Origin of the sequence: Citrobacter sp. BIDMC107, from assembly GCF_001037575.1 — a bacterium.
Classification (GTDB): Bacteria; Pseudomonadota; Gammaproteobacteria; order Enterobacterales; family Enterobacteriaceae; genus Citrobacter; species Citrobacter freundii.
In genome coordinates, this window is the sequence record NZ_KQ089848.1 from 66107 (window position 1) to 85811 (window position 19705).

Here is a 19705-nt window from a genome sequence, read left to right on the forward strand (position 1 = left end):
CCGCACGGAAGTTACAGACTGGGTTAATGACATAAATAATACAGTATGTTGTAACTAATTTATATCCAGAAAAAACCCGGCCTGAGCCGGGTTGTCGGTAGTCGTCTTAGCACAGTGGCTTAACGGCTTCCCGCATACCTTTTGCCAGGATGGCATCCAGATCGGCAGAAACTTGCTCCACCAGCCCAGAAACCTGGGTCAGGTCTTGCTCCCAATGTTCTTTGACCGCCAGTACAGTACGTACCAACGCCTCAGTACTTATCTGGCGATCGCGATGTTGGCTCCACAGTTGTTGGAAACGTTCAATCCAGTGCGCATCATCCTGGACCGGATAAGACTCACCGTTACGCTCCCCGCGGTAGAACGCAATCAACGCCGCCAGCGCAAACGTCAGACGTGCGGGCAATTGACCGCTGGCCTGTTGCCCGGCCAGCAGTTGCGGCAATATGCGGGTACGGAATTTAGTCATCCCGTTCAGGGCAATCGACAACAGCTGATGCTTGATATACGGGTTGCAGAAACGCCCCGTCACCGCACTGGCAAAGGACGCCAGCTCATCGCGCGGTAAATCCAGTACCGGAATGATTTCTTCATAAATAGCTTTTTCAACGAAGGCGCAAATTTCTGCATCATTCATCGCCTCGCCCACGGTGTCCAACCCTGCCTGCCAGGCAACAGGAACCAGCGCAGTGTGAGCACCGTTGAGAATCGCCACTTTGCGCTCTTTGTACGGTTTGATGTCATCCACAATCAGGACATTCAGCGGATACTTATCCAGACGTAGTTCTGCGGCTAATGACTTCGGTCCCTGAATAACAAACAGATAGAAGTGTTCTGCCGTGTCGAGGAAAGCATCATGATAGCCCAGGTCAGCTTCGAGCTTAGCTACCTCATCACGCGGATAGCCGGTAACAATACGGTCCACCAGCGTAGAGCAAAATGCATTGGCCTGATCCAGCCACTGAATAAACGCTTCCGGCAGCATCCATTCCTGAGCGTAGCGCAGAACCAGTTCATGCAGCGCATCACCGTTATAATCAATCAGTTCGCACGGGATGATAATCCAGCCTTTATCCAATGCGCCGTTAAAATAGCTGAAGCGTTCGAACAGCAGACGCGTCAGTTTAGCCGGATAACTTACCGCTGGCGCGTCGTCAAACTTATCGCCCGCGTGGTAACTGATACCTGCTTCCGTGGTGTTAGAGAACACAAAACGCATGTCAGGATTATGTGCCAGCTTCAGGAACTCATCGTATTCGCTATAGACGCTGATTTCACGGTTAACTGAACGAATTAGACGAGCATCGCTGACAGCCTCGCCCTTCTCATTCAAACCACGAATGATAGTAGTATAGAGGCCATCCTGCGTACTCAGCGATGGCGGGAAGGTACTTTCGATAGGACGAACAATGACCACACCAGCGTTCAGATCGGTATGTTCGTTCAGCAGATCAACCTGCCAGTCTACAAAGGCGCGCAGGAAGTTTCCTTCACCAAACTGAATAATGCGTTCAGGATACTGAGCACCGGGGAAATCGCGACGATTTAGTGTTTGCACAATGGGTTCCCTTTATGATTAGTCATACAACCTGATTGAATTGGTCCAATATGTTAGCAAACTTTAATACATTGAAACCCTGTTTTGATCAATCCCCGGCGACAAATTAGAGCGTTTTATAGAAAAGTGTGGTCCCGGTCAGCGTCCCATCGGGCATTTGGGCATAGTCAGGTATCACCCCTACCTTTTTCCACCCGCAATTGTGGTAGAACAACTCCGCGCCACTGCCCGTCGCCGTATCAAGTACCAGCAGTGTTTTACCTTGTTGACGCGCGTAACTTTCCAGTTCGGTCATCAATTCACGAGCCAGGCCACCGCGTCGCGCTGAGGGGTGAACCAGCAGTTTGGCAACATCAGCACGATGAGGTTGATTTTCAGGTTGATCGATAATGAGTTGGACGGTACCGACAAGCGCCCCCTGCGCGTTCTGCGTACCAAGAACGATCCGTTCTCCGCGAGAAACACTTTGCGCGACGTTCATCCAGAAAGGCTCTGATTTTTCGCGATTAAAGGGCAGCATAAAACTGATGGAGGCGCCGTCATTGACGCACCGCTCAAGAACATCGCTGAGCTCGTCGATTCGCGACAGAATCTGTGCCGCACTCAGCACAAAGCAGGGTTTACCGGAAGCCATGATTTCTCCTTAGATTGACCCCTTCATACTGCTTTTAACAATTACACAACACAAGGGGTCATATCATAGGATAATGTTATCTATGGCTTGTTCATCTGAAGCACTAACCAGTGATAAATAACCGTGACAACGTAACGTTTTTGTTCATCATTTAGCGCTACGCCCTGAGGTATATCATGCCATTTCGCCAGACACCCTCTACAGCACGTTGCCGTAGCATGTTGAGCGATAAATACCGGGTGACCACGCATGGGAGTCTGTTTACCATCATTGGCGGGAAACGCAGGCGCCAGTCGTTTAGCAATAAAATCCGCAGCATGTTGTTCGATAACCGGCGCCCCTTTATCCAGACAATACTGCCTTTCTTTCTGACCAAGACGAAACCGTGAGCGAAACGTTGATTTCGCCAACCGGGCAAAAAGAGGATCGAGCGTATTCATCAGTAAACCGAGCGCCCCAGCTGTTGTGTTAATTGCTCCAGCACGGCGATACCGGCCAGTGAATTTCCCGCCGGGTCCAGTTCCGGACTCCAGACAGCAATCGCCATCTCGTGAGGCACGATCGCCACGATGCCGCCACCCACACCAGATTTCGCCGGAAGCCCGACCCGCCAGGCAAACTCTCCTGCGTTCTGATACATGCCGCTGGTCGCCATTAGCGCATTGATCTGCCTGGCCTGCATCGGCGTCACCACGGGTTCCGCAAGATGAAAGGCATGCCCTTGATTTGCCAAAAAGACAAAAGTTCGCGCCAACTCCACACAGCTCATTTTCAGCGCGCAGTAGTGAAAGTAATTTTGCAAAACGGTGGTCACGTCATGGTGAAAATTGCCGAAGGATTTCATCAGCCAGGCAATAGCGGCATTACGCGCCGAGTGTTCAAACTCTGATCGCGCGACCGTCGCATCATAAGCGATATCCGAAACACCGCTTAACGCCCGTACCACTTCCAGCATCCGTTGACGCGGTGCGCTCAGACGCCCTTGCAACATATCGCAAACCACCAGCGCCCCGGCGTTAATAAAGGGATTGCGAGGAATACCCTGCTCCATTTCCAGCTGCACCAGGGAGTTAAAAGGATGCCCAGAAGGATCTTTACCGACACGCTGCCAAATCTCCTCTTCCTGATAGTGACGCATTGCCACGACCAGGCTGAGCACCTTTGAAATCGACTGAATAGAAAAACGCTCCTGCGCATCTCCCGCCTGATAGTGCTGTCCATCAACGGTACAGATAGCAATACCCAGTTTTGAACCGTCGACAGAGGCTAATGCCGGAATATAATCAGCGACTTTACCCTGACCAATCAGCGGACGAACCTGCTGCACAATGGTCTCTAAAATTGAATTGTCCATGGCCCTGGCCACAACATGCTCCTTGCTCGCAGGTATGAAAGGCCTGCGAGTATAACAGAGCTGAATACGCAGCGTCAGGCCGGAAGGCGGAATCTGGCCACGGCCTGCATAAGCTGGCGGGATTCATGGTGTAGCTGCAAGGAAGAGTCAGATGCAGCATTCACCAGCTCGCTGGTTTGCCGGGCTTCACCGTTCAGGACATGCAGCTTTCGAGTCAACTGGTGAATATTGTTCCCTTGATTTAACGTTGCAGTCGAAATGTCGTTCAGCAACGCGCCAAGATTCTCAACCAGTTCGATAACCTGCTGCAAATTTTTATCCAGTCCGTTAACCGCGTGAAAGCCCTCTTCAATGCCCTGTAACGAGTGTTTAATCAGTGTCTGAATGTTTTGCGTAGACTGACCGCTTTTTCGCGCCAGCAGCCCAACTTCTTTCGCAACCACGGCAAACCCACGCCCTTGCTCCCCGGCATGTGCTGCCTCGATTGCCGCGTTAAGAGCCAGGATATTTGTCTGAAATGCAATATTATCGATAAGCGTTGTAATACCTCGCATTTCAGACGAACGTGTCACAATCGCCTGCATTGACGTATTTACCGTCGCCATCATTCGATCCCCGCCTGCCGCAACAGCTCGCGCCTGCACAGCGCGTTGATTCGCCAGTTCAGCAAAGCCACTGTTATCCTCAACATGCATTTCCAGCAACGAAATATGCGATGTCACGCTGCTTAACTCTTCACTTTGTTTCGCCGACTGCTGATATAGCTGTTTATTGTTCTGCGCAAGTTCGTTGATATTTCCTACCATTGCAGTAGTGGCATCGTTCACCTGCTGCACCAGCGCGCAGAGACCTTGCTGCATTGCAGCAATACGCGAACTTAATTGCGTCACTTCCCGATTGAACTGACTCACCTGCGGGGCCGGGCGAGACAGGTCACCCGCTGCTAAAATATCGATATGATCGATCAGCCGTCGCAGTGGCATAATCACCCAACGGGACATACTGCGCCAGACCAGAAAGGCAATAACCACCAGCACGAGAGGAATAAACAAAAATAGATTCTGTAAACGCTCAAGACTGGCCAACAGCTGCTGACGCCCAGCTTCCGCATCTCGCCCACTGTTCTGCTGAAAGCGCGCGTAATTAGCGTTAAAGTCCGTCTGAAAGGCCTGCACGGGTACGGCAAAAAACGCATCAATGGAACCTGACTGCATCAGCCCATCCGCCTGCTCCAGAATACCGCTATAAAAACGCTGATAGCTCTCCGTTAGATCCGGTTCCGGCTGCGGTTTCATATCCCGCCAGGCATCCCATGCACTTTTTGACTGCGCCAGCGCCCGGTACGCCTCTTCCATTAACGGACGCCAACTCCCGTCCGAACCGGTGGCGGCATCCTGCATAAAATAAACTCCCGCACGGTTAAGTAAATCGCTGGCAGATAATAACGCCACCCGCGCTTCATCAACCTTCGTCTGCTGTATAAGCGCAAGTTGATTACGTCCTTCATTATGCTGTGCGCCGCTGACTGAGGCCGAAAGCATTAAGGAGGACGCGACCTGCAAAATAGAGAACAGCGCAATAATGCAAAAAATGCCGGTTAACAGACCAAACTGACGGGGTATAAGACGACTGAAAATTTGCGTTATGTTCATATTGCTCTTCTGTATCAAAGCGTTAGACGCGAGTGTACGGAGAGTAAATGACAGAAAAATTGCAGAAATAAGACAGGTGCCTCCAGCGGAGACACCTACACCATCAAAGGCGGTTTTTCCAGACAGTCTGCACGTTACAAAACTCATGCAAACCAAAGTGCGAAAGCTCTCGGCCAAAACCACTTTTCTTCACACCGCCAAACGCAACGCGGGCATCGCTGGCACTGTAACCATTGATGAATACGCCACCACACTCCAGGCGTGACGCCATCTTCTGCGCCAGCACTTCATCCGCAGTAAACACCGTGGCAGATAAGCCGAAATCACTGTCATTCGCCAGCGCTAAGGCATGTTCCGCATTCTTCGCCACAGTAATTGCCGCAACCGGACCAAACAGCTCCTGGCGGAACGCCGTCATCTCTGGAGTAACATCGCCCAGTACCGTCACGGCATAGTAATTACCATGACCCGCAATTTTTTCCCCGCCGAGAAGTAACCGCGCCCCTTCGGCAAGGGTGGCTTCAACCTGCTGGTGCAGCTCATCACGCAGATCAAATCGCGCCATCGGCCCCAGATCGTTTTCTTCGTTCAGCGGATCGCCCATTTTGAGCGCGCTCGCAGCAGCCACAAAGCGTGAAGTAAATTCTGCCGCTATCCCTTCTTCGATAATAAAGCGTTTGGCTGCAGCACAAACCTGCCCGGTATTCTGATAACGCCCGGCGACCGCCGCCTTAACGGCCAGATCGAGGTCTGCATCATTAAGAACAATAAACGGATCGGAACCACCCAGTTCAAGTACGCATTTTTTCAGCGCCGCACCCGCCTGGGCACCAATCGCCGCACCAGCACGAACACTACCCGTCACCGTTACCGCCGTGATACGCGGGTCATTGATCATCTGACTGACCCCTGCGTTATCGGCATTCACCCAACCGTAAACCCCTGCCGGTACACCCGCATCAGCGAAAACCTGCGCAATAATTGCAGCACAGCCGGTTACGTTAGGCGCATGCTTTAACAGGTAACCATTTCCGGCCAACAGAATCGGGACGGCACCTCGCATTACCTGCCAGAGTGGGAAGTTCCACGGCATGATCGCCAGAATAGTTCCTACCGGACGATACTCAATCACCGCCTGGTTATTCTCCACCAGCGTGGGTTCCGGACTGAGCATCGCCGGTCCATGCTCGGCGTACCAGTCACACAACGCAGCTGACTTGGCGACTTCAGCACGCGCCTGCTTAATGGGTTTACCCATTTCACGTGAGATACACTGCGCCATCTCTTCCGCACGATGGCGCAGAGCTTGCCCAATATGGCGCAGCATTTGCGCACGGTGCTCAACAGAAGTGTGTTTCCATTCGCTATAGCCATTCGCTGTAAGGTTCAGCGCATGATCAATCTCTTCCACGCTGGCCCACGGCGTCGCCGTCAGTCTTTCACCGCTGGTAGGGTCAATGGAAATCGCATGTGTTGCTGCTGTGATAGTCATTAAGTGCCTCTCTTTATCGCAGGGTATGGTTATATCATGAGCATATTTACTCTTTCTGAAAAATGAATAATATTAACCATACCATTCACGAATAGAGAAAATAATGGATCTGACGCAGCTGGAAATGTTTAATGCCGTCGCGGAGACTGGCAGTATTACGCAGGCCGCTGCGAAGGTTCATCGCGTGCCATCTAATCTCACCACCCGTATACGTCAGCTTGAAGCCGACCTGGGCGTTGATCTGTTTATTCGTGAAAACCAGCGTCTGCGACTTTCCCCATCCGGGCACAACTTTTTGCGCTACAGCCAGCGGATCCTCGCGCTGGTTGAGGAAGCCAGGATGGTCGTCGCCGGGGATGAGCCGCAAGGACTCTTCTCTCTCGGCTCGCTTGAAAGTACGGCAGCAGTACGCATCCCCGCCACGCTGGCTGAATATAACCAGCGTTACCCCAAAATTCAGTTCGCGTTAGCAACGGGTCCTTCAGGCACAATGCTGGACGGCGTGCTCGACGGTACATTGAACGCTGCCTTTGTCGATGGCCCAATTACCCATCCAGGCCTTGAAGGAATGCCGGTCTACCGTGAAGAGATGATGATTGTCACTCCTAACGGTCATCCCCCCATTCAGCGGGCCAGCGACGTCAACGGTTGCAGTATTTACGCCTTTCGCGCCAACTGTTCCTATCGCCGCCATTTTGAAAGCTGGTTTCATGCCGATCGCGCCATGCCCGGCACCATTCACGAAATGGAGTCATATCACGGTATGTTGGCCTGCGTCATTGCCGGAGCGGGTATCGCACTGATCCCGCGTTCGATGCTGGAGAGCATGCCAGGGCATCATCAGGTCAACGCCTGGCCGCTAAGCGAGAACTGGCGCTGGCTGAATACATGGCTGGTCTGGCGCAGAGGCGCAATGACGCGGCAGCTGGAAGCGTTTATAGAGGTGTTGAACCCTCAGTTATCACAGAGCCCGGAGTAGCTGGCTATCCTCAAAGAACATGAATAACTGTATATCCGGGTGAAGTCATACGCCCGGAATTTCATTATTATTGAAATACTTAAAAATATGAGGAATGTTCGGCAGCAAATTGTAGCGCCCTGCCAATGAAATGAGATCCGCATCACAAAATGATTGTATTTTCGCCAGCAAACGTTTTAAGATCGCGGCCTTACCTTTTCGCAGCTAATCCTCTTATTTGATATGACAACAGACACTGTTTCCCGCAAGGTCGCGTGGCTACGGGTAGTTACGCTTGCCATTGCCGGTTTTATTTTCAATACCACAGAGTTTGTCCCTGTCGGTTTGCTTTCCGACATCGCACAAAGCTTTAATATGCAGACCGCTCAGGTCGGGATCATGCTGACGATCTACGCCTGGGTTGTTGCCCTGATGTCGCTCCCCTTCATGTTACTTACCAGTCAGGTGGAGCGCCGAAAACTTCTGATCTGTCTGTTTGTTGTGTTTATCGCCAGCCATGTGCTCTCTTTCCTGGCATGGAATTTTACCGTGTTGGTAATTAGCCGTATTGGTATTGCCTTTGCGCACGCTATTTTCTGGTCGATCACCGCATCGCTGGCAATTCGCCTGGCTCCTGCCGGGAAACGTGCACAGGCTCTCAGCCTGATTGCCACTGGCACTGCGCTGGCGATGGTATTGGGGCTGCCCATCGGGCGTATCGTCGGTCAGTATTTTGGCTGGCGCACAACCTTCTTCGCCATCGGTATGGGGGCGTTAGTTACCCTGCTTTGCCTGATTAAGCTCCTGCCCAAACTACCCAGTGAGCACTCCGGCTCTTTAAAAAGCCTGCCCGTGTTATTCCATCGCCCGGCATTGATGAGTCTGTATCTACTGACGGTGATTGTGGTCACCGCGCACTATACGGCCTATAGCTATATCGAACCGTTTGTGCAGACCGTCGCGGGCCTGAGCGCAAACTTTGCTACTGTCCTGTTGCTGGTTCTGGGTGGTGCGGGAATTGTCGGTAGCGTCATTTTCGGTAAGCTGGGTAATCTGCATGCGTCCGTACTGATTAGCAGTGCCATTGCCCTGTTGACGATATGCCTGGTACTGTTACTTCCCGCCGCTGACAGCGAAATGCACCTTGCCATCCTGAGTATTTTCTGGGGCGTCGCCATCATGCTGATAGGCCTGGGTATGCAGGTGAAAGTGCTGGCACTTGCTCCGGATGCGACTGACGTCGCAATGGCGCTGTTCTCAGGAATCTTTAATATCGGTATTGGCGCTGGCGCGCTGGTAGGCAATCAGGTGAGTTTGCACTGGTCGATGTCTACGATTGGTTACGTCGGCGCAGTGCCTGCCGTTGCCGCGTTGATATGGTCGGTGATTATCTTTCGTAAATGGCCGGTATCACTGGAAGAACAGCCTCAGCATTCATAAAAAATATGCCCGGTAAATATTACCGGGCATAGTGTTTTAAGCGTAGGTTTTGATAATTTCCAGCACGCCGTTAATAATAAACTGCACGCCCATACACACCAGCAGGAAGCCCATCAAACGAGAAATCGCTTCGATACCACCTTTACCGACCAGCCGCATGATCCCCCCGGAACTGCGCAAACAGCCCCACAGGATAATCCCGACAACCGCAAAAATAATCGGCGGCGCGATCATTATCACCCAGTCCGGAAATTCGGAGCCATGACGCACGGTTGACGCGGAGCTGATGATCATCGCAATCGTCCCCGGACCGGCAGTGCTTGGCATAGCCAGCGGTACAAAAGCGATATTGGCCGTCGGTTCGTCTTCCAGCTCTTCAGACTTGCTTCTCGCTTCCGGAGAATCATGCGCCTTCTGCTGTGGAAACAGCATCCGGAAGCCGATAAACGCAACGATTAACCCACCCGCAATACGTAACCCGGGAATCGAAATCCCGAACGTATTCATTACCACCTGCCCGGCGTAGTACGCCACCATCATAATGGCAAATACATAGACAGATGCCATGAGTGACTGACGGTTACGCTCTGCGCTGTTCATATTGCCGGCTAGGCCAAGGAACAACGCCACGGTGGTTAACGGGTTTGCCAACGGTAACAGGACTACCAGCCCCAGTCCTATTGCTTTAAACAAGTCCATCATAATGTCATCTTTCCTGTGCGTTAATCGTCAGCGGCAAGTATACGGTGAAATCCGCGAGATAAGCCATTTTCGTGATGTAAGGATTCATTTTTCATCCGCACGTATAAACCATAATTATCAAACCGTTAAAATTCCACTTGCCAGGTATTGAGTCTGATGATTTAGCAAAACGTGGCATTTGCGGATCCATTCGTTTGACTTATATTTGCCTAAGCAATAATATCAGCCGTGACTAACTACTTGCCAGGGCAACCATTGTGAAAAACACCAGTGATCTGTTTAACGAAATCATCCCACTGGGTCGTTTGATCTATATGGTTAATCAGAAAAAAGATCGTTTGCTAAACGACTATCTGTCACCGCTGGATATCACGGCATCGCAGTTCAAGGTGCTCTGCTCCATCCGTTGCGCGGTGTGCATCACCCCTGTCGAATTGAAAAAAGTGCTGTCTGTCGACCTTGGCGCCCTGACGCGGATGCTGGACAGACTGGCCTGTAAAGGCTGGATAGAAAGGCTTCCGAATCCACATGATAAGCGTGGCGTGCTGGTGAAACTCACCGATCATGGCGCAGCAATTTGCGAGCAGTGTCATCAATTAGTAGGGCAAGACCTGCACCAGGAACTAACAAAAAACTTAACGGCGGATGAAGTAGCCACACTTGAGCACTTGCTTAAGAGAATCCTGCCGTAAACAGAAAGAGGTATGACGATGTCCAGACGCAATACTGACACAATCACTATTCATAGCATTTTGGACTGGATCGAAAATAACCTTGAATCGCCGCTCTCGCTGGAAAAAGTGTCTGAGCGTTCAGGTTACTCCAAATGGCACCTGCAACGGATGTTTAAAAAAGAAACCGGTCATTCACTGGGTCAATACATTCGCAGCCGTAAAATGACTGAAATAGCGCAAAAATTAAAAGAGAGTAACGAGCCCATTCTTTATCTGGCAGAGCGTTACGGTTTTGAGTCTCAGCAGACGCTGACCCGGACATTCAAAAACTATTTTGATGTTCCGCCGCACAAATACCGTATGACGAATATGCATGGCGAATCGCGCTATTTGCTTCCACTCAATCAATGTAATTGCTAATCGCCAGTTAACGACGTAACCGAGGAAATCATGAAACTTCTGTCTTATGCGATGCTGGCCCTGCTGTTTGTTGTTTCGGGTCAGAGCATGGCGGAACAGACCGCGCAACCTGCCACACAGAACAGTCGCGACGCGATGATTATGCCCCCTGCGCACGATCAGTCCCCGTTCGATTTTAATCATATGGGTGCAGGCAGCGACAAGTCCGACGAATTAGGTGTGCCTTATTACAATCTGCGCAACCTGTAATTATATTGCCCCGCAACCGCGGGGCTTTTTTTAGCCCCTCACCGACGCAATTTTACGCAACCGAAAACCAAACACTTTGATATACAGCCCAGCCATGATCAGTAGCGCGCCAAGTAGCTGTAATCCGCTAAGCGTTTCGTCCAGCAGTACGGCCGCACTCGCCAGACCGACAACCGGCACCAACAGCGATAGCGGCGCTACCCGCCAGGTCTCATAGCGTCCGAGTAACGAACCCCAGATGCCATAACCCACAATGGTCGCCACGAACGCCAGATACACCAGTGACAAAATGGTTGTCATATCTATCGCCACCAGACTTTGGGTAATTTGCGCTGGACCATCGAGAAGTAATGAGGCCAGGAAGAACGGAACAATGGGGATTAACGCGCTCCATACCACCAACGACATCACGGCCGGACGCGATGTATGCTGCATGATTTTTTTGTTAAAGATATTGCCGCAGGCCCAGCTTAGCGCCGCCGCCAGCGTCAGCATAAAACCGAGCATGCCAACATGCTGACCGTTCAGACTGGCTTCAATCAGTACCAGCACACCAAATACCGCCAGCGCAATTCCTACCAGCTGTTTACCCTGCAGACGTTCACCAAAGGCGAATGCCCCCAGAATGATGGTGAAAAACGCCTGAGCCTGTAATACCAGAGAAGCTAACCCGGCAGGCATACCAAATTTGATGGCGCTGAAGAGAAACGCGAACTGTCCAAAACTAATTGTCAGGCCGTAGCCGAGTAAAAGCGAAAGCGGAATTTTCGGGCGGGCAACAAAAAAAATCGCCGGGAACGCCACCAACAAAAAGCGTAACCCTGCCAACATCAACGGCGGCATATTGTGCAAACCCACTTTAATGACAACAAAGTTCAGTCCCCAAACCACAACGACCAGTAACGCCAATAACCCGTCTTTACGCGACATACCACCGCCCCTGCAAATATTAAATTTTTGTAAACAAGTTAAAGTAACGGAAATCGTTGTACCGTAACAGATCATTAATTCAGGTAGGCCACACAGGGCATTTTCGGACAACTTATTGGGTGTACATCACACTTTTAGCATGCTATTTGTTTCTGATATCTAAAAAAAACATAACAACATGCATTGTCGGGCAGGAAAATGAATATCTCTCTGAGAAGGTCCACTCTCGCGTTACTTGCGTCATCTTTGTTATTAACCATTGGTCGTGGCGCCACGCTGCCATTTATGACGATTTACCTCAGTCGACAGTATCAACTGAGCGTCGACCTGATCGGTTATGCGATGACGGTTGCACTGACCATAGGCGTCGTCTTCAGCCTTGGGTTTGGTATTCTGGCCGACAAGTTCGATAAAAAACGCTATATGTTGCTGGCTATCTGCGGCTTTGCCTCCGGCTTTATTGCTATTCCGCTGGTGCATAATGTCGTGATAGTGGTTTTGCTCTTTGCCCTGATCAACTGCGCCTACTCCGTCTTCGCCACGGTGCTGAAAGCCTGGTTTGCCGATAACTTGTCTGCGACCAACAAAACGAAAATTTTCTCACTTAACTATACCGTGCTGAACATCGGCTGGACCGTTGGTCCGCCGCTGGGCACGCTGCTGGTTATGCAAAGCATTAACCTGCCGTTCTGGCTGGCTGCCGCCTGTTCTGCGCTACCTCTGGTGTTTATCCAGACGTGGGTAAAACGTTCACCGGCAACCGCAGAAGGTGTAAATGCCGCTGTTTGGTCCCCTTCAGTACTGCTGCGCGACAGAGCATTATTCTGGTTTACGCTGTCAGCATTTTTGGCATCATTCGTTGGCGGCGCCTTTGCATCCTGTATTTCGCAATACGTTATGGTGGTCGCCGATGGCGATTTTGCCGAGAAAGTCGTCGCGGTGGTCCTGCCCGTTAACGCCGCCATCGTAGTATCACTGCAATACGCACTTGGTCGCAGGCTCACCGCCACGAATATCCGCCCGTTAATGACAATGGGTACAGTCTTCTTTGTCGTTGGCCTGGTCGGTTTCGCTTTCTCCGGCAACAGTCTGTTGTTATGGGGAATTTCTGCTGCCTTTTTCACTATCGGCGAAGTCATTTACGCACCGGGTGAATACATGCTTATCGACAACATCGCCCCAGCAGGCATGAAAGCCAGCTATTTTTCTGCCCAGTCGTTAGGCTGGCTTGGCGCAGCGGTTAACCCATTAGTCAGCGGCGTCATTTTAACCACATTGCCACCCTGGTCGCTGTTTGTGGCGCTGATAGTGGCGATCGTTCTTGCCTGGGCGCTAATGATAAAAGGCATGCGCGCCAAACCCTGGGGCCAGACGGCGGTCTGCTAGTTATTATATTCGCGACAGAGCCACAGTCGCTCTGTCGCATACCTCAGATAGCAACCAGTCCCCGAACGCCCTCGGCCTCCATATTTTTACCGTCGCCGCTTTGAATAATGCTGCCCCGCGACATCAACAGGTATTTGTCGGCGAGCTGCTCGGCAAAATCATAGAACTGCTCCACCAGCAAAATGGCCATATCGCCGCGATGCGCCAGTTGGGAAATCACCTGACCAATCTCTTTAATCACCGACGGCTGGATCCCCTCGGTAGGCTCATCAAGGATCAACAATTGTGGGCGACTTGCCAGTGCTCGTCCAATCGCCAGTTGCTGCTGCTGCCCGCCGGACAAATCTCCGCCCCGCCGATGCTTCATTTCCTGTAAAACCGGAAAGAGCGCGTAAATATCATCCGGCACATGTCGTGCCTCCGGTGCTGAAAAACGGGAAAGGCCGAGCAGCAGATTCTCTTCTACCGTCAAACGCGGAAAAATATCACGCCCCTGCGGGACATACGCCACACCGGCCCTGACCCGCTGATGCGGCTTCCATTGAGTGACATTTTTCTCCTGCCAGAGCACGCTTCCGCTGCGGGCCGGAATAAGCCCCATCAGACACTTCAGTAGCGTTGTTTTCCCCACGCCGTTACGCCCCAGCAGACATGTCACCTCACCGATACGCGCTTCAAAGTTCACCCCGCGCAGAATATGACTGCCGCCATAATATTGATTCAGTTCTTTCACCTGCAGCATCTGCACTCCTTAACGCCCGAGATAAACTTCAATAACCTGCTCGTTGGCCTGCACTTCACGCAGACTCCCCTGAGCCAGGACACGTCCTTGATGTAATACTGTGACGCGATCGGCAATGGTTTCGACAAATCCCATATCGTGCTCAACAACCATCAGAGAGTGCTTACCGGCAAGCTGGCGAAACAGCTCCGCCGTGTATTCCGTTTCCGCATCCGTCATCCCCGCCGCGGGTTCATCCAGTAGCAGTAAATGCGGCTCCTGTACCAGCAGCATGCCAATTTCGAGAAACTGTTTTTGCCCATGCGAAAGCAGACCGGCGCGGCGGGCCCGCTCATTACCCAGCCGCAACAGCGCCAGTACTTCATCAATACGATCCCGTTGTTCGCCTGAGAGTCGTGCCCGTAGAGAACCCCAGACAGATTTATCATTTTTCAGCGCCAGCTCCAGGTTCTCTTCCACCGTTAATGCTTCAAATACCGTGGGCTTTTGAAATTTTCGTCCAATCCCCTGACGCGCAATGGCAATGGGATCCAGCGTCGTTAAGTCGGTCGACTGATCGTATATCGCACGACCACTTTGCGGCCTGGTTTTGCCGGTAATGACATCCATTAACGTCGTTTTTCCGGCGCCGTTGGGCCCGATGATGCAACGCAGTTCCCCAACCCCAATATTGAGCGTGAGATCGGTTAGCGCCTGAAATCCATCGAAGTTAACGTTAATTTTTTCCAGCTGTAGCACCGGATCAGTCTGGTTGCGAAACCGATCCCCCGGCATCTGGCGAGTAAATAGCCCTTCATCTGGTTGCATTATTTGTCTCCCTTGCGAAACAGACCAATTACCCCTCGGGGTAAAAACAGCGTAACGCCAATAAAGATCAGGCCAAGAAACAGCTGCCAGTATTCCGGCATAATCACCGTAAACAGGCTTTTCGCACCGTTCACCAACACGGCGCCGAATACCGGGCCGATCAGGGTTCCACGTCCGCCGAGGGCAACCCAAATCGCCGCTTCAATCGAGTTGGTCGGCGACATTTCGCTGGGGTTAATGATCCCCACCTGCGGAACATACAGCGCCCCTGCCAGGCCGCACAGTACAGCGGAAAGCGTCCACACCAGTAACTTGAAACCTTTCGGATCGTAACCACAGAACATCAGACGGTTCTCTGCATCCCGCACGGCAGTCAAAATACGACCGAACTTACTGCGGGCCAGCGCCAGTCCCAGCCATAATGCCAGCACCAGCAGCATGACCGTCGCCAGAAACAGCGCGATACGAGTTGAGGTGGCGGTTACCGGGAATCCCAGAATGGTGGTAAAGCCGGTAAAACCGTTATTTCCCCCAAAACCCGTTTCGTTGCGAAAAAACAGCAGCATTCCTGCGAAAGTCAGGGCCTGGGTCATGATAGAGAAATAGACCCCTTTGATTTTTGACCGAAAGGCAAACCAACCGAATACCAGCGCCAGCAGGCCAGGAACCAGAACGACCAGCAGGAGCGCCCAGATAAAATGTTGCGTCCCCCACCAAAACCACGGCAACTCGCTCCACGACAGGAATGACATGAAGGCCGGTAATCCTTCGCCAGATGCCTGGCGCATCAGGTACATTCCCATCGCATACCCTCCCAGCGCAAAGAAAATACCGTGTCCCAGCGAGAGCATGCCGGCATAGCCCCACACCAGATCCAGTGCGACCGCCACAATGGCATAACAGAGAATTTTCCCGGCCAGCGTTAGCGTCCACACCGATATAGCCAGCGGATGGTCCGCAGGTAACAGCGCAAGAAACGGCAGAGTAATCAACGCCAGCAATAACCCCAGCCCCAGGATGCGCGTCGCGCGTGGCGCTTTACGCGCCAGCGTTAATGTCATTGGCATCGTCATCAGTCAATAACCCTCCCTTTTAGCGCGAACAACCCCTGCGGACGTTTCTGAATAAACAGAATAATCAGCACCAGAATCATGATTTTGCCTAGAACCGCCCCCACCTGAGGCTCCAGAATTTTATTGAAGATCCCCAGTCCAAACGCCGCGGCCACGCTCCCGGCGAGTTGTCCCACGCCGCCCAGTACCACCACCAAAAAAGAATCGATAATGTAGCTTTGCCCCAACTCCGGTCCTACGTTACCTAATTGCGAGAGCGCCACGCCTCCCAGTCCGGCAATGCCTGAACCAAGGCCAAAGGCCAGCATATCGACTCGTCCGGTAGGTACGCCGCAGCAGGCCGCCATATTGCGATTTTGCGTCACGGCACGCACACGCAGCCCGAGACGCGTTTTATTCAACAGCAGCCATGTAAAGAACAGCACCAGCATGGCAAAGCCAAGCACCACAATTCGGTTCCACGGTAAAATCAGATTGGCATAAACCTGAATCCCCCCTGAAAGCCATGCCGGATTGGCGACTTCCAGGTTTTGCGCGCCGAAGGACATACGCACCAACTGGATGAGCATCAGGCTGATCCCCCAGGTCGCCAGCAGCGTTTCGAGAGGACGCCCGTATAAATGGCGGATCACCCCGCGCTCAAGCAGCATTCCCACCGCCGCGGTAAGTAAAAAGGCAACCGGCAGCGCAATAACCGGATACCAGGCTAGCCATTGCGGGAAAAACTGGCTCATCAGCTGTTGTACCATCCAGGTACAGTAAGCCCCGAGCATTAACATCTCGCCATGCGCCATATTAATGACGCCGAGTAATCCATAGGTTATAGCCAGACCCAATGCCGCCAGCAGCAAAATTGAGCCCAGTGACAGCCCCATAAAGGCCTGTCCAAGAAGATCGCCAATCTTCATGCGATGCGCGATGGAATTCAGGCTTTCGCCAGCGGCAGCACGCACGCGGGTATCGGGTTCATGTTCAGCCTGGGTGAATGGTTGCAGGCGCGCCTGAGTTTCAGGATCATTTGACGACCCTAATAGTTCGATTGCCTGACGTCTGACCTCCGGCGAGGAACTGTTCAGCTGCAGATTTGCCAGTGCAATAGCCAGCGCGGATTTCACATCACCATTTGACTCCTGAGCCAGTCGTTGCTGTAAAAACGGCAGCATATCCGGCTGTGCCTCACGCTGTAATGTACGAGCTGCCTCTAACCTTGTCGTGACACTGTCACTTAAAAACAGATGGACAGCCAACGCTCCTGCCACCAGATTACGCAGGCGGTTAGTCAGGCGAATTTTTTTTAGCTCGCCGTTTGGGGTTGTCGCTGTTCCTAACGGTTGTGCGTGCGAGCCGTTCATGATGAAGGTATTTTTCGCGTTATCAGTCAGCAGATTCTCATCTCGCAACGCGCTGAGCAGCGGGATGCGCTGAACATCGGGATTCACCGCCCATTGTTCAAGCAAGGCGGCCTGCTGAGTTCGATTTGCGGCTGTAAAGGTATCGGCATCTGATGCCTGTGCTATCCACGGCAAAAACCACGTCAGCAACAACACACCACGAATAAAGCGCATAGCTTTCATGAGCGTTCTCCAAAGCGGTACCCTCCCGCAGGAGGGCACACGATCAGTTGCTGGCGGTTTTCACAGGCTGTTCAGATTTTTTATCATTACCAGCGATGTACGGACTCCATGGCTGGGCGCGGACCGGCTCATCGGTTTGCCATACCACGTTAAACTGGCCATTGCCCTCAATCTCGCCAATCATGACGGGTTTATGCAGGTGATGGTTGGTCGCATCCATGGTCAGGGTAAAGCCTGATGGCGCAGCGAAGGATTGCCCCGCCATTGCAGCGCGAACTTTATCCACATCGGTCGTTCCGGCTTTTTCTACCGCCTGCGCCCACATATGGAGGCCAACATACGTAGCTTCCATGGGGTCGTTTGTCACCACCGATTCAGCATTTGGTAATTTGTGCGCTTTGGCATACGCCCGGTAATCCGCGACAAACTTCTTGTTGGCAGCGTTATCGACGGACTCAAAGTAGTTCCAGGCTGCAAGGTTGCCCACCAGCGGTTTGGTATCAATACCGCGTAACTCCTCCTCACCCACGGAGAATGCCACCACAGGAACATCGGTGGCTTTCAGGCCCTGGTTGGCCAACTCTTTATAGAATGGAACGTTAGAATCGCCGTTGATGGTTGATACCACCGCCGTTTTCCCCCCTGCGGCGAATTTTTTAATACTGGCGACAATGGTCTGGTAATCGCTGTGTCCGAATGGGGTGTACACCTCTTCGATGTCTTTATCGGCAACTCCTTTTGAGTGCAAAAAGGCGCGTAGAATTTTGTTGGTCGTGCGTGGATAAACATAATCCGTGCCCAGCAGGAAGAAGCGTTTCGCGCTGCCGCCGTCCTCACTCATCAGATACTCAACCGCAGGGATCGCCTGCTGGTTGGGGGCTGCGCCGGTATAGAAGACGTTAGGCGACATCTCCTCACCTTCATATTGCACTGGGTAAAACAGCAGACCGTTCAATTCTTCAAATACTGGTAGAACCGATTTACGCGAAACCGATGTCCAGCAGCCAAAAACTACCGCTACCTTATCCTGACTCAGCAACTGCCTTGCTTTTTCAGCAAATAAGGGCCAGTTCGAGGCCGGGTCAACCACCACCGGTTCCAGCTTTTTACCCAACACACCGCCCTGAGCATTAATTTCATCGATGGTCATCAACGCCACATCTTTTAGCGGCGTTTCGGATATGGCCATCGTGCCGGATAAAGAATGCATGATGCCAACTTTGATGGTGTCGGCTGCCTGAACGCTAAAACTCACGCCCATTGCTACAACAGAGGCAGAAAGTGCAAAAGCTTTTAAAAATGTACGACGCTGCATAGTTTCACTCCTGAAATTAAACTTGCTGAAAGCTCCGGTGCAGCCGGGCAGACAAAACGGTGCAAATTAAAGGTGTTCAGAAGTGATAAGGCAAAAACGATGCCAGATATTAAAACATCATATAAAATCAACAGATTAGCATCTCGCGCACAAAAATCAGTATTACATTTTCCCGCCAAACGGGTTAATCAAACAAAAAATTGAACCACCATGAGACAACTCTGCATTATAAACGTGCAACAATCTGTGTCAGCAGCACACTGTCATAGCAGCGTCTCAGGGTTTAAAAACAGGATTATTTGTGCGCAGATAAATGTGTCTCGTCACTATTATTTATTTTATTCGACGTGCTCATGTCAAAAATTTACTTTTCAGCCGAAATAATCACACAGTTCAGCCTTTGTTTAAGATTGAATTGCTACTATAGTCATAAGCGAGGTGAACTTAAGGTAAGAGAGGAAACTCACAGATAAAGGAGCATTTACTATGCTGGGTAATATGAATATTTTTATGGCTGTTCTGGGAATTATTTTATTTTCCGGTTTCCTGGCCGCGTATTTTAGCCACAGATGGGATGATTGATGAACGGAGATAGTCCTGCACCGACCCGGCCCCTTGTTGCGTAGCTGCACAAGGGGCCATTTTTTTTCCCAAATCGCGCTCGTGGTACCTTTTTCCTGATTTACAGATAAAAAAAACCGCCGGATAAACCAGCGGTAAATGCTTGCATGGATAGATTTGTGTT

At 51.6% G+C, this 19705-nt stretch carries 20 protein-coding genes; 7 read left to right on the forward strand and 13 right to left on the reverse strand.

The genetic code is table 11. The annotated features are described in order from the left end of the window. Positions 1-106 precede the first annotated feature (106 nt). From SK39_RS00290 to sad, 6 genes are all read right to left on the reverse strand, one after another. Positions 107-1558, reverse strand: coding sequence for a tagaturonate reductase (locus SK39_RS00290; RefSeq protein ID WP_048216473.1), 1452 nt, complete (start codon positions 1556-1558; stop codon positions 107-109). 106 nt (positions 1559-1664) lie between these two features. Beyond that, the gene (locus tag SK39_RS00295) at positions 1665-2192 is read right to left on the reverse strand and encodes a GNAT family N-acetyltransferase (protein WP_032935758.1); all 528 of its coding nucleotides are present in this window, start codon (positions 2190-2192) and stop codon (positions 1665-1667) included. 80 nt (positions 2193-2272) lie between these two features. Then, a complete protein-coding gene (locus SK39_RS00300; protein ID WP_003836300.1) occupies positions 2273-2632 on the reverse strand; it encodes a DUF4186 domain-containing protein in 360 nt (119 codons plus the stop codon). Next, positions 2632-3558, reverse strand: coding sequence for a glutaminase B (gene glsB / locus SK39_RS00305; RefSeq protein ID WP_003032436.1), 927 nt, complete (start codon positions 3556-3558; stop codon positions 2632-2634). Before glsB ends, SK39_RS00300 begins: the two co-directional genes overlap by 1 nt. Before the next feature lie 62 nt (positions 3559-3620). Beyond that, complete coding sequence (locus tag SK39_RS00310; RefSeq protein WP_048216474.1) at positions 3621-5198, reverse strand: methyl-accepting chemotaxis protein; 1578 nt, start codon at positions 5196-5198, stop codon at positions 3621-3623. Between the two features lie 103 nt (positions 5199-5301). Next, a complete protein-coding gene (sad, locus tag SK39_RS00315; protein ID WP_048216475.1) occupies positions 5302-6690 on the reverse strand; it encodes a succinate-semialdehyde dehydrogenase in 1389 nt (462 codons plus the stop codon). 103 nt (positions 6691-6793) lie between these two features. Here sad and ptrR point away from each other — a divergent pair, with 103 nt between their 5' ends. Further along, a complete protein-coding gene (gene ptrR / locus SK39_RS00320) occupies positions 6794-7669 on the forward strand; it encodes a putrescine utilization regulator PtrR (RefSeq protein WP_003032431.1) in 876 nt (291 codons plus the stop codon). A 222-nt stretch (positions 7670-7891) separates the two neighbouring features. Next, positions 7892-9088, forward strand: a complete 1197-nt coding sequence (locus tag SK39_RS00325; RefSeq protein WP_003032430.1) for a sugar transporter — start codon at positions 7892-7894, stop codon at positions 9086-9088. 36 nt (positions 9089-9124) lie between these two features. On the opposite strand, the gene SK39_RS00330 is transcribed toward SK39_RS00325, so the two are convergent. Further along, a complete protein-coding gene (locus SK39_RS00330; protein WP_003032428.1) occupies positions 9125-9790 on the reverse strand; it encodes a MarC family NAAT transporter in 666 nt (221 codons plus the stop codon). 257 nt (positions 9791-10047) lie between these two features. Here SK39_RS00330 and marR point away from each other — a divergent pair, with 257 nt between their 5' ends. Genes marR through marB form a run of 3 tightly spaced genes read left to right on the forward strand, consistent with a single transcriptional unit; the run spans position 10048 to position 11133 of the window. Next, positions 10048-10482, forward strand: a complete 435-nt coding sequence (gene marR / locus SK39_RS00335) for a multiple antibiotic resistance transcriptional regulator MarR (RefSeq protein WP_003032426.1) — start codon at positions 10048-10050, stop codon at positions 10480-10482. A gap of 18 nt (positions 10483-10500) precedes the next feature. Continuing rightward, positions 10501-10884, forward strand: a complete 384-nt coding sequence (gene marA, locus SK39_RS00340; RefSeq protein WP_003032424.1) for an MDR efflux pump AcrAB transcriptional activator MarA — start codon at positions 10501-10503, stop codon at positions 10882-10884. Between the two features lie 30 nt (positions 10885-10914). Next, entirely contained in the window at positions 10915-11133 is a 219-nt protein-coding gene (gene marB, locus SK39_RS00345; protein WP_003032422.1) for a multiple antibiotic resistance protein MarB, read from the forward strand. Between the two features lie 30 nt (positions 11134-11163). Here marB and eamA read toward each other — a convergent pair whose 3' ends face one another. Beyond that, positions 11164-12063 carry an O-acetylserine/cysteine exporter gene (gene eamA, locus SK39_RS00350; protein WP_048216476.1) on the reverse strand — a complete coding sequence of 300 codons (900 nt, stop codon included), beginning with the start codon at positions 12061-12063 and terminating at the stop codon, positions 11164-11166. A gap of 198 nt (positions 12064-12261) precedes the next feature. Here eamA and ydeE point away from each other — a divergent pair, with 198 nt between their 5' ends. Next, complete coding sequence (ydeE, locus tag SK39_RS00355) at positions 12262-13449, forward strand: efflux MFS transporter YdeE (protein WP_003843627.1); 1188 nt, start codon at positions 12262-12264, stop codon at positions 13447-13449. 43 nt (positions 13450-13492) lie between these two features. On the opposite strand, the gene urtE is transcribed toward ydeE, so the two are convergent. The 5 genes from urtE to urtA are packed head-to-tail and all read right to left on the reverse strand — an operon-like array spanning position 13493 to position 18960. Further along, positions 13493-14191 (reverse strand): urea ABC transporter ATP-binding subunit UrtE, encoded by a 699-nt coding sequence (gene urtE / locus SK39_RS00360; RefSeq protein WP_003836305.1) that lies wholly within the window; start codon positions 14189-14191, stop codon positions 13493-13495. Positions 14192-14200: 9 nt separating this feature from the next. Next, positions 14201-14998 carry an urea ABC transporter ATP-binding protein UrtD gene (urtD, locus tag SK39_RS00365; protein ID WP_032935768.1) on the reverse strand — a complete coding sequence of 266 codons (798 nt, stop codon included), beginning with the start codon at positions 14996-14998 and terminating at the stop codon, positions 14201-14203. Beyond that, positions 14998-16071 (reverse strand): urea ABC transporter permease subunit UrtC, encoded by a 1074-nt coding sequence (gene urtC, locus SK39_RS00370; RefSeq protein WP_016150227.1) that lies wholly within the window; start codon positions 16069-16071, stop codon positions 14998-15000. Before urtC ends, urtD begins: the two co-directional genes overlap by 1 nt. Beyond that, a complete protein-coding gene (gene urtB / locus SK39_RS00375; RefSeq protein WP_048216477.1) occupies positions 16071-17645 on the reverse strand; it encodes an urea ABC transporter permease subunit UrtB in 1575 nt (524 codons plus the stop codon). Before urtB ends, urtC begins: the two co-directional genes overlap by 1 nt. 43 nt (positions 17646-17688) lie before the next feature. Then, complete coding sequence (gene urtA, locus SK39_RS00380) at positions 17689-18960, reverse strand: urea ABC transporter substrate-binding protein (protein WP_032935773.1); 1272 nt, start codon at positions 18958-18960, stop codon at positions 17689-17691. A gap of 486 nt (positions 18961-19446) precedes the next feature. Here urtA and mgtS point away from each other — a divergent pair, with 486 nt between their 5' ends. Further along, the gene (gene mgtS, locus SK39_RS27000; RefSeq protein WP_003032406.1) at positions 19447-19542 is read left to right on the forward strand and encodes a protein MgtS; all 96 of its coding nucleotides are present in this window, start codon (positions 19447-19449) and stop codon (positions 19540-19542) included. Positions 19543-19705: the final 163 nt, after the last annotated feature.

Coding starts and splice junctions, on each gene's coding strand:
- marB (WP_003032422.1), top strand. CDS start 10,915: ATGAAACTTCTGTCTTATGCGATGCTGGCCCTGCTGTTTGTTGTTTCG.
- mgtS (WP_003032406.1), top strand. CDS start 19,447: ATGCTGGGTAATATGAATATTTTTATGGCTGTTCTGGGAATTATTTTA.
- marA (WP_003032424.1), top strand. CDS start 10,501: ATGTCCAGACGCAATACTGACACAATCACTATTCATAGCATTTTGGAC.
- urtA (WP_032935773.1), bottom strand. CDS start 18,960: ATGCAGCGTCGTACATTTTTAAAAGCTTTTGCACTTTCTGCCTCTGTT.
- ptrR (WP_003032431.1), top strand. CDS start 6,794: ATGGATCTGACGCAGCTGGAAATGTTTAATGCCGTCGCGGAGACTGGC.
- urtC (WP_016150227.1), bottom strand. CDS start 16,071: ATGACGATGCCAATGACATTAACGCTGGCGCGTAAAGCGCCACGCGCG.
- eamA (WP_048216476.1), bottom strand. CDS start 12,063: ATGTCGCGTAAAGACGGGTTATTGGCGTTACTGGTCGTTGTGGTTTGG.
- SK39_RS00300 (WP_003836300.1), bottom strand. CDS start 2,632: ATGAATACGCTCGATCCTCTTTTTGCCCGGTTGGCGAAATCAACGTTT.
- SK39_RS00325 (WP_003032430.1), top strand. CDS start 7,892: ATGACAACAGACACTGTTTCCCGCAAGGTCGCGTGGCTACGGGTAGTT.
- SK39_RS00295 (WP_032935758.1), bottom strand. CDS start 2,192: ATGGCTTCCGGTAAACCCTGCTTTGTGCTGAGTGCGGCACAGATTCTG.
- urtB (WP_048216477.1), bottom strand. CDS start 17,645: ATGAAAGCTATGCGCTTTATTCGTGGTGTGTTGTTGCTGACGTGGTTT.
- SK39_RS00330 (WP_003032428.1), bottom strand. CDS start 9,790: ATGATGGACTTGTTTAAAGCAATAGGACTGGGGCTGGTAGTCCTGTTA.
- sad (WP_048216475.1), bottom strand. CDS start 6,690: ATGACTATCACAGCAGCAACACATGCGATTTCCATTGACCCTACCAGC.
- ydeE (WP_003843627.1), top strand. CDS start 12,262: ATGAATATCTCTCTGAGAAGGTCCACTCTCGCGTTACTTGCGTCATCT.
- urtE (WP_003836305.1), bottom strand. CDS start 14,191: ATGCTGCAGGTGAAAGAACTGAATCAATATTATGGCGGCAGTCATATT.
- urtD (WP_032935768.1), bottom strand. CDS start 14,998: ATGCAACCAGATGAAGGGCTATTTACTCGCCAGATGCCGGGGGATCGG.
- SK39_RS00310 (WP_048216474.1), bottom strand. CDS start 5,198: ATGAACATAACGCAAATTTTCAGTCGTCTTATACCCCGTCAGTTTGGT.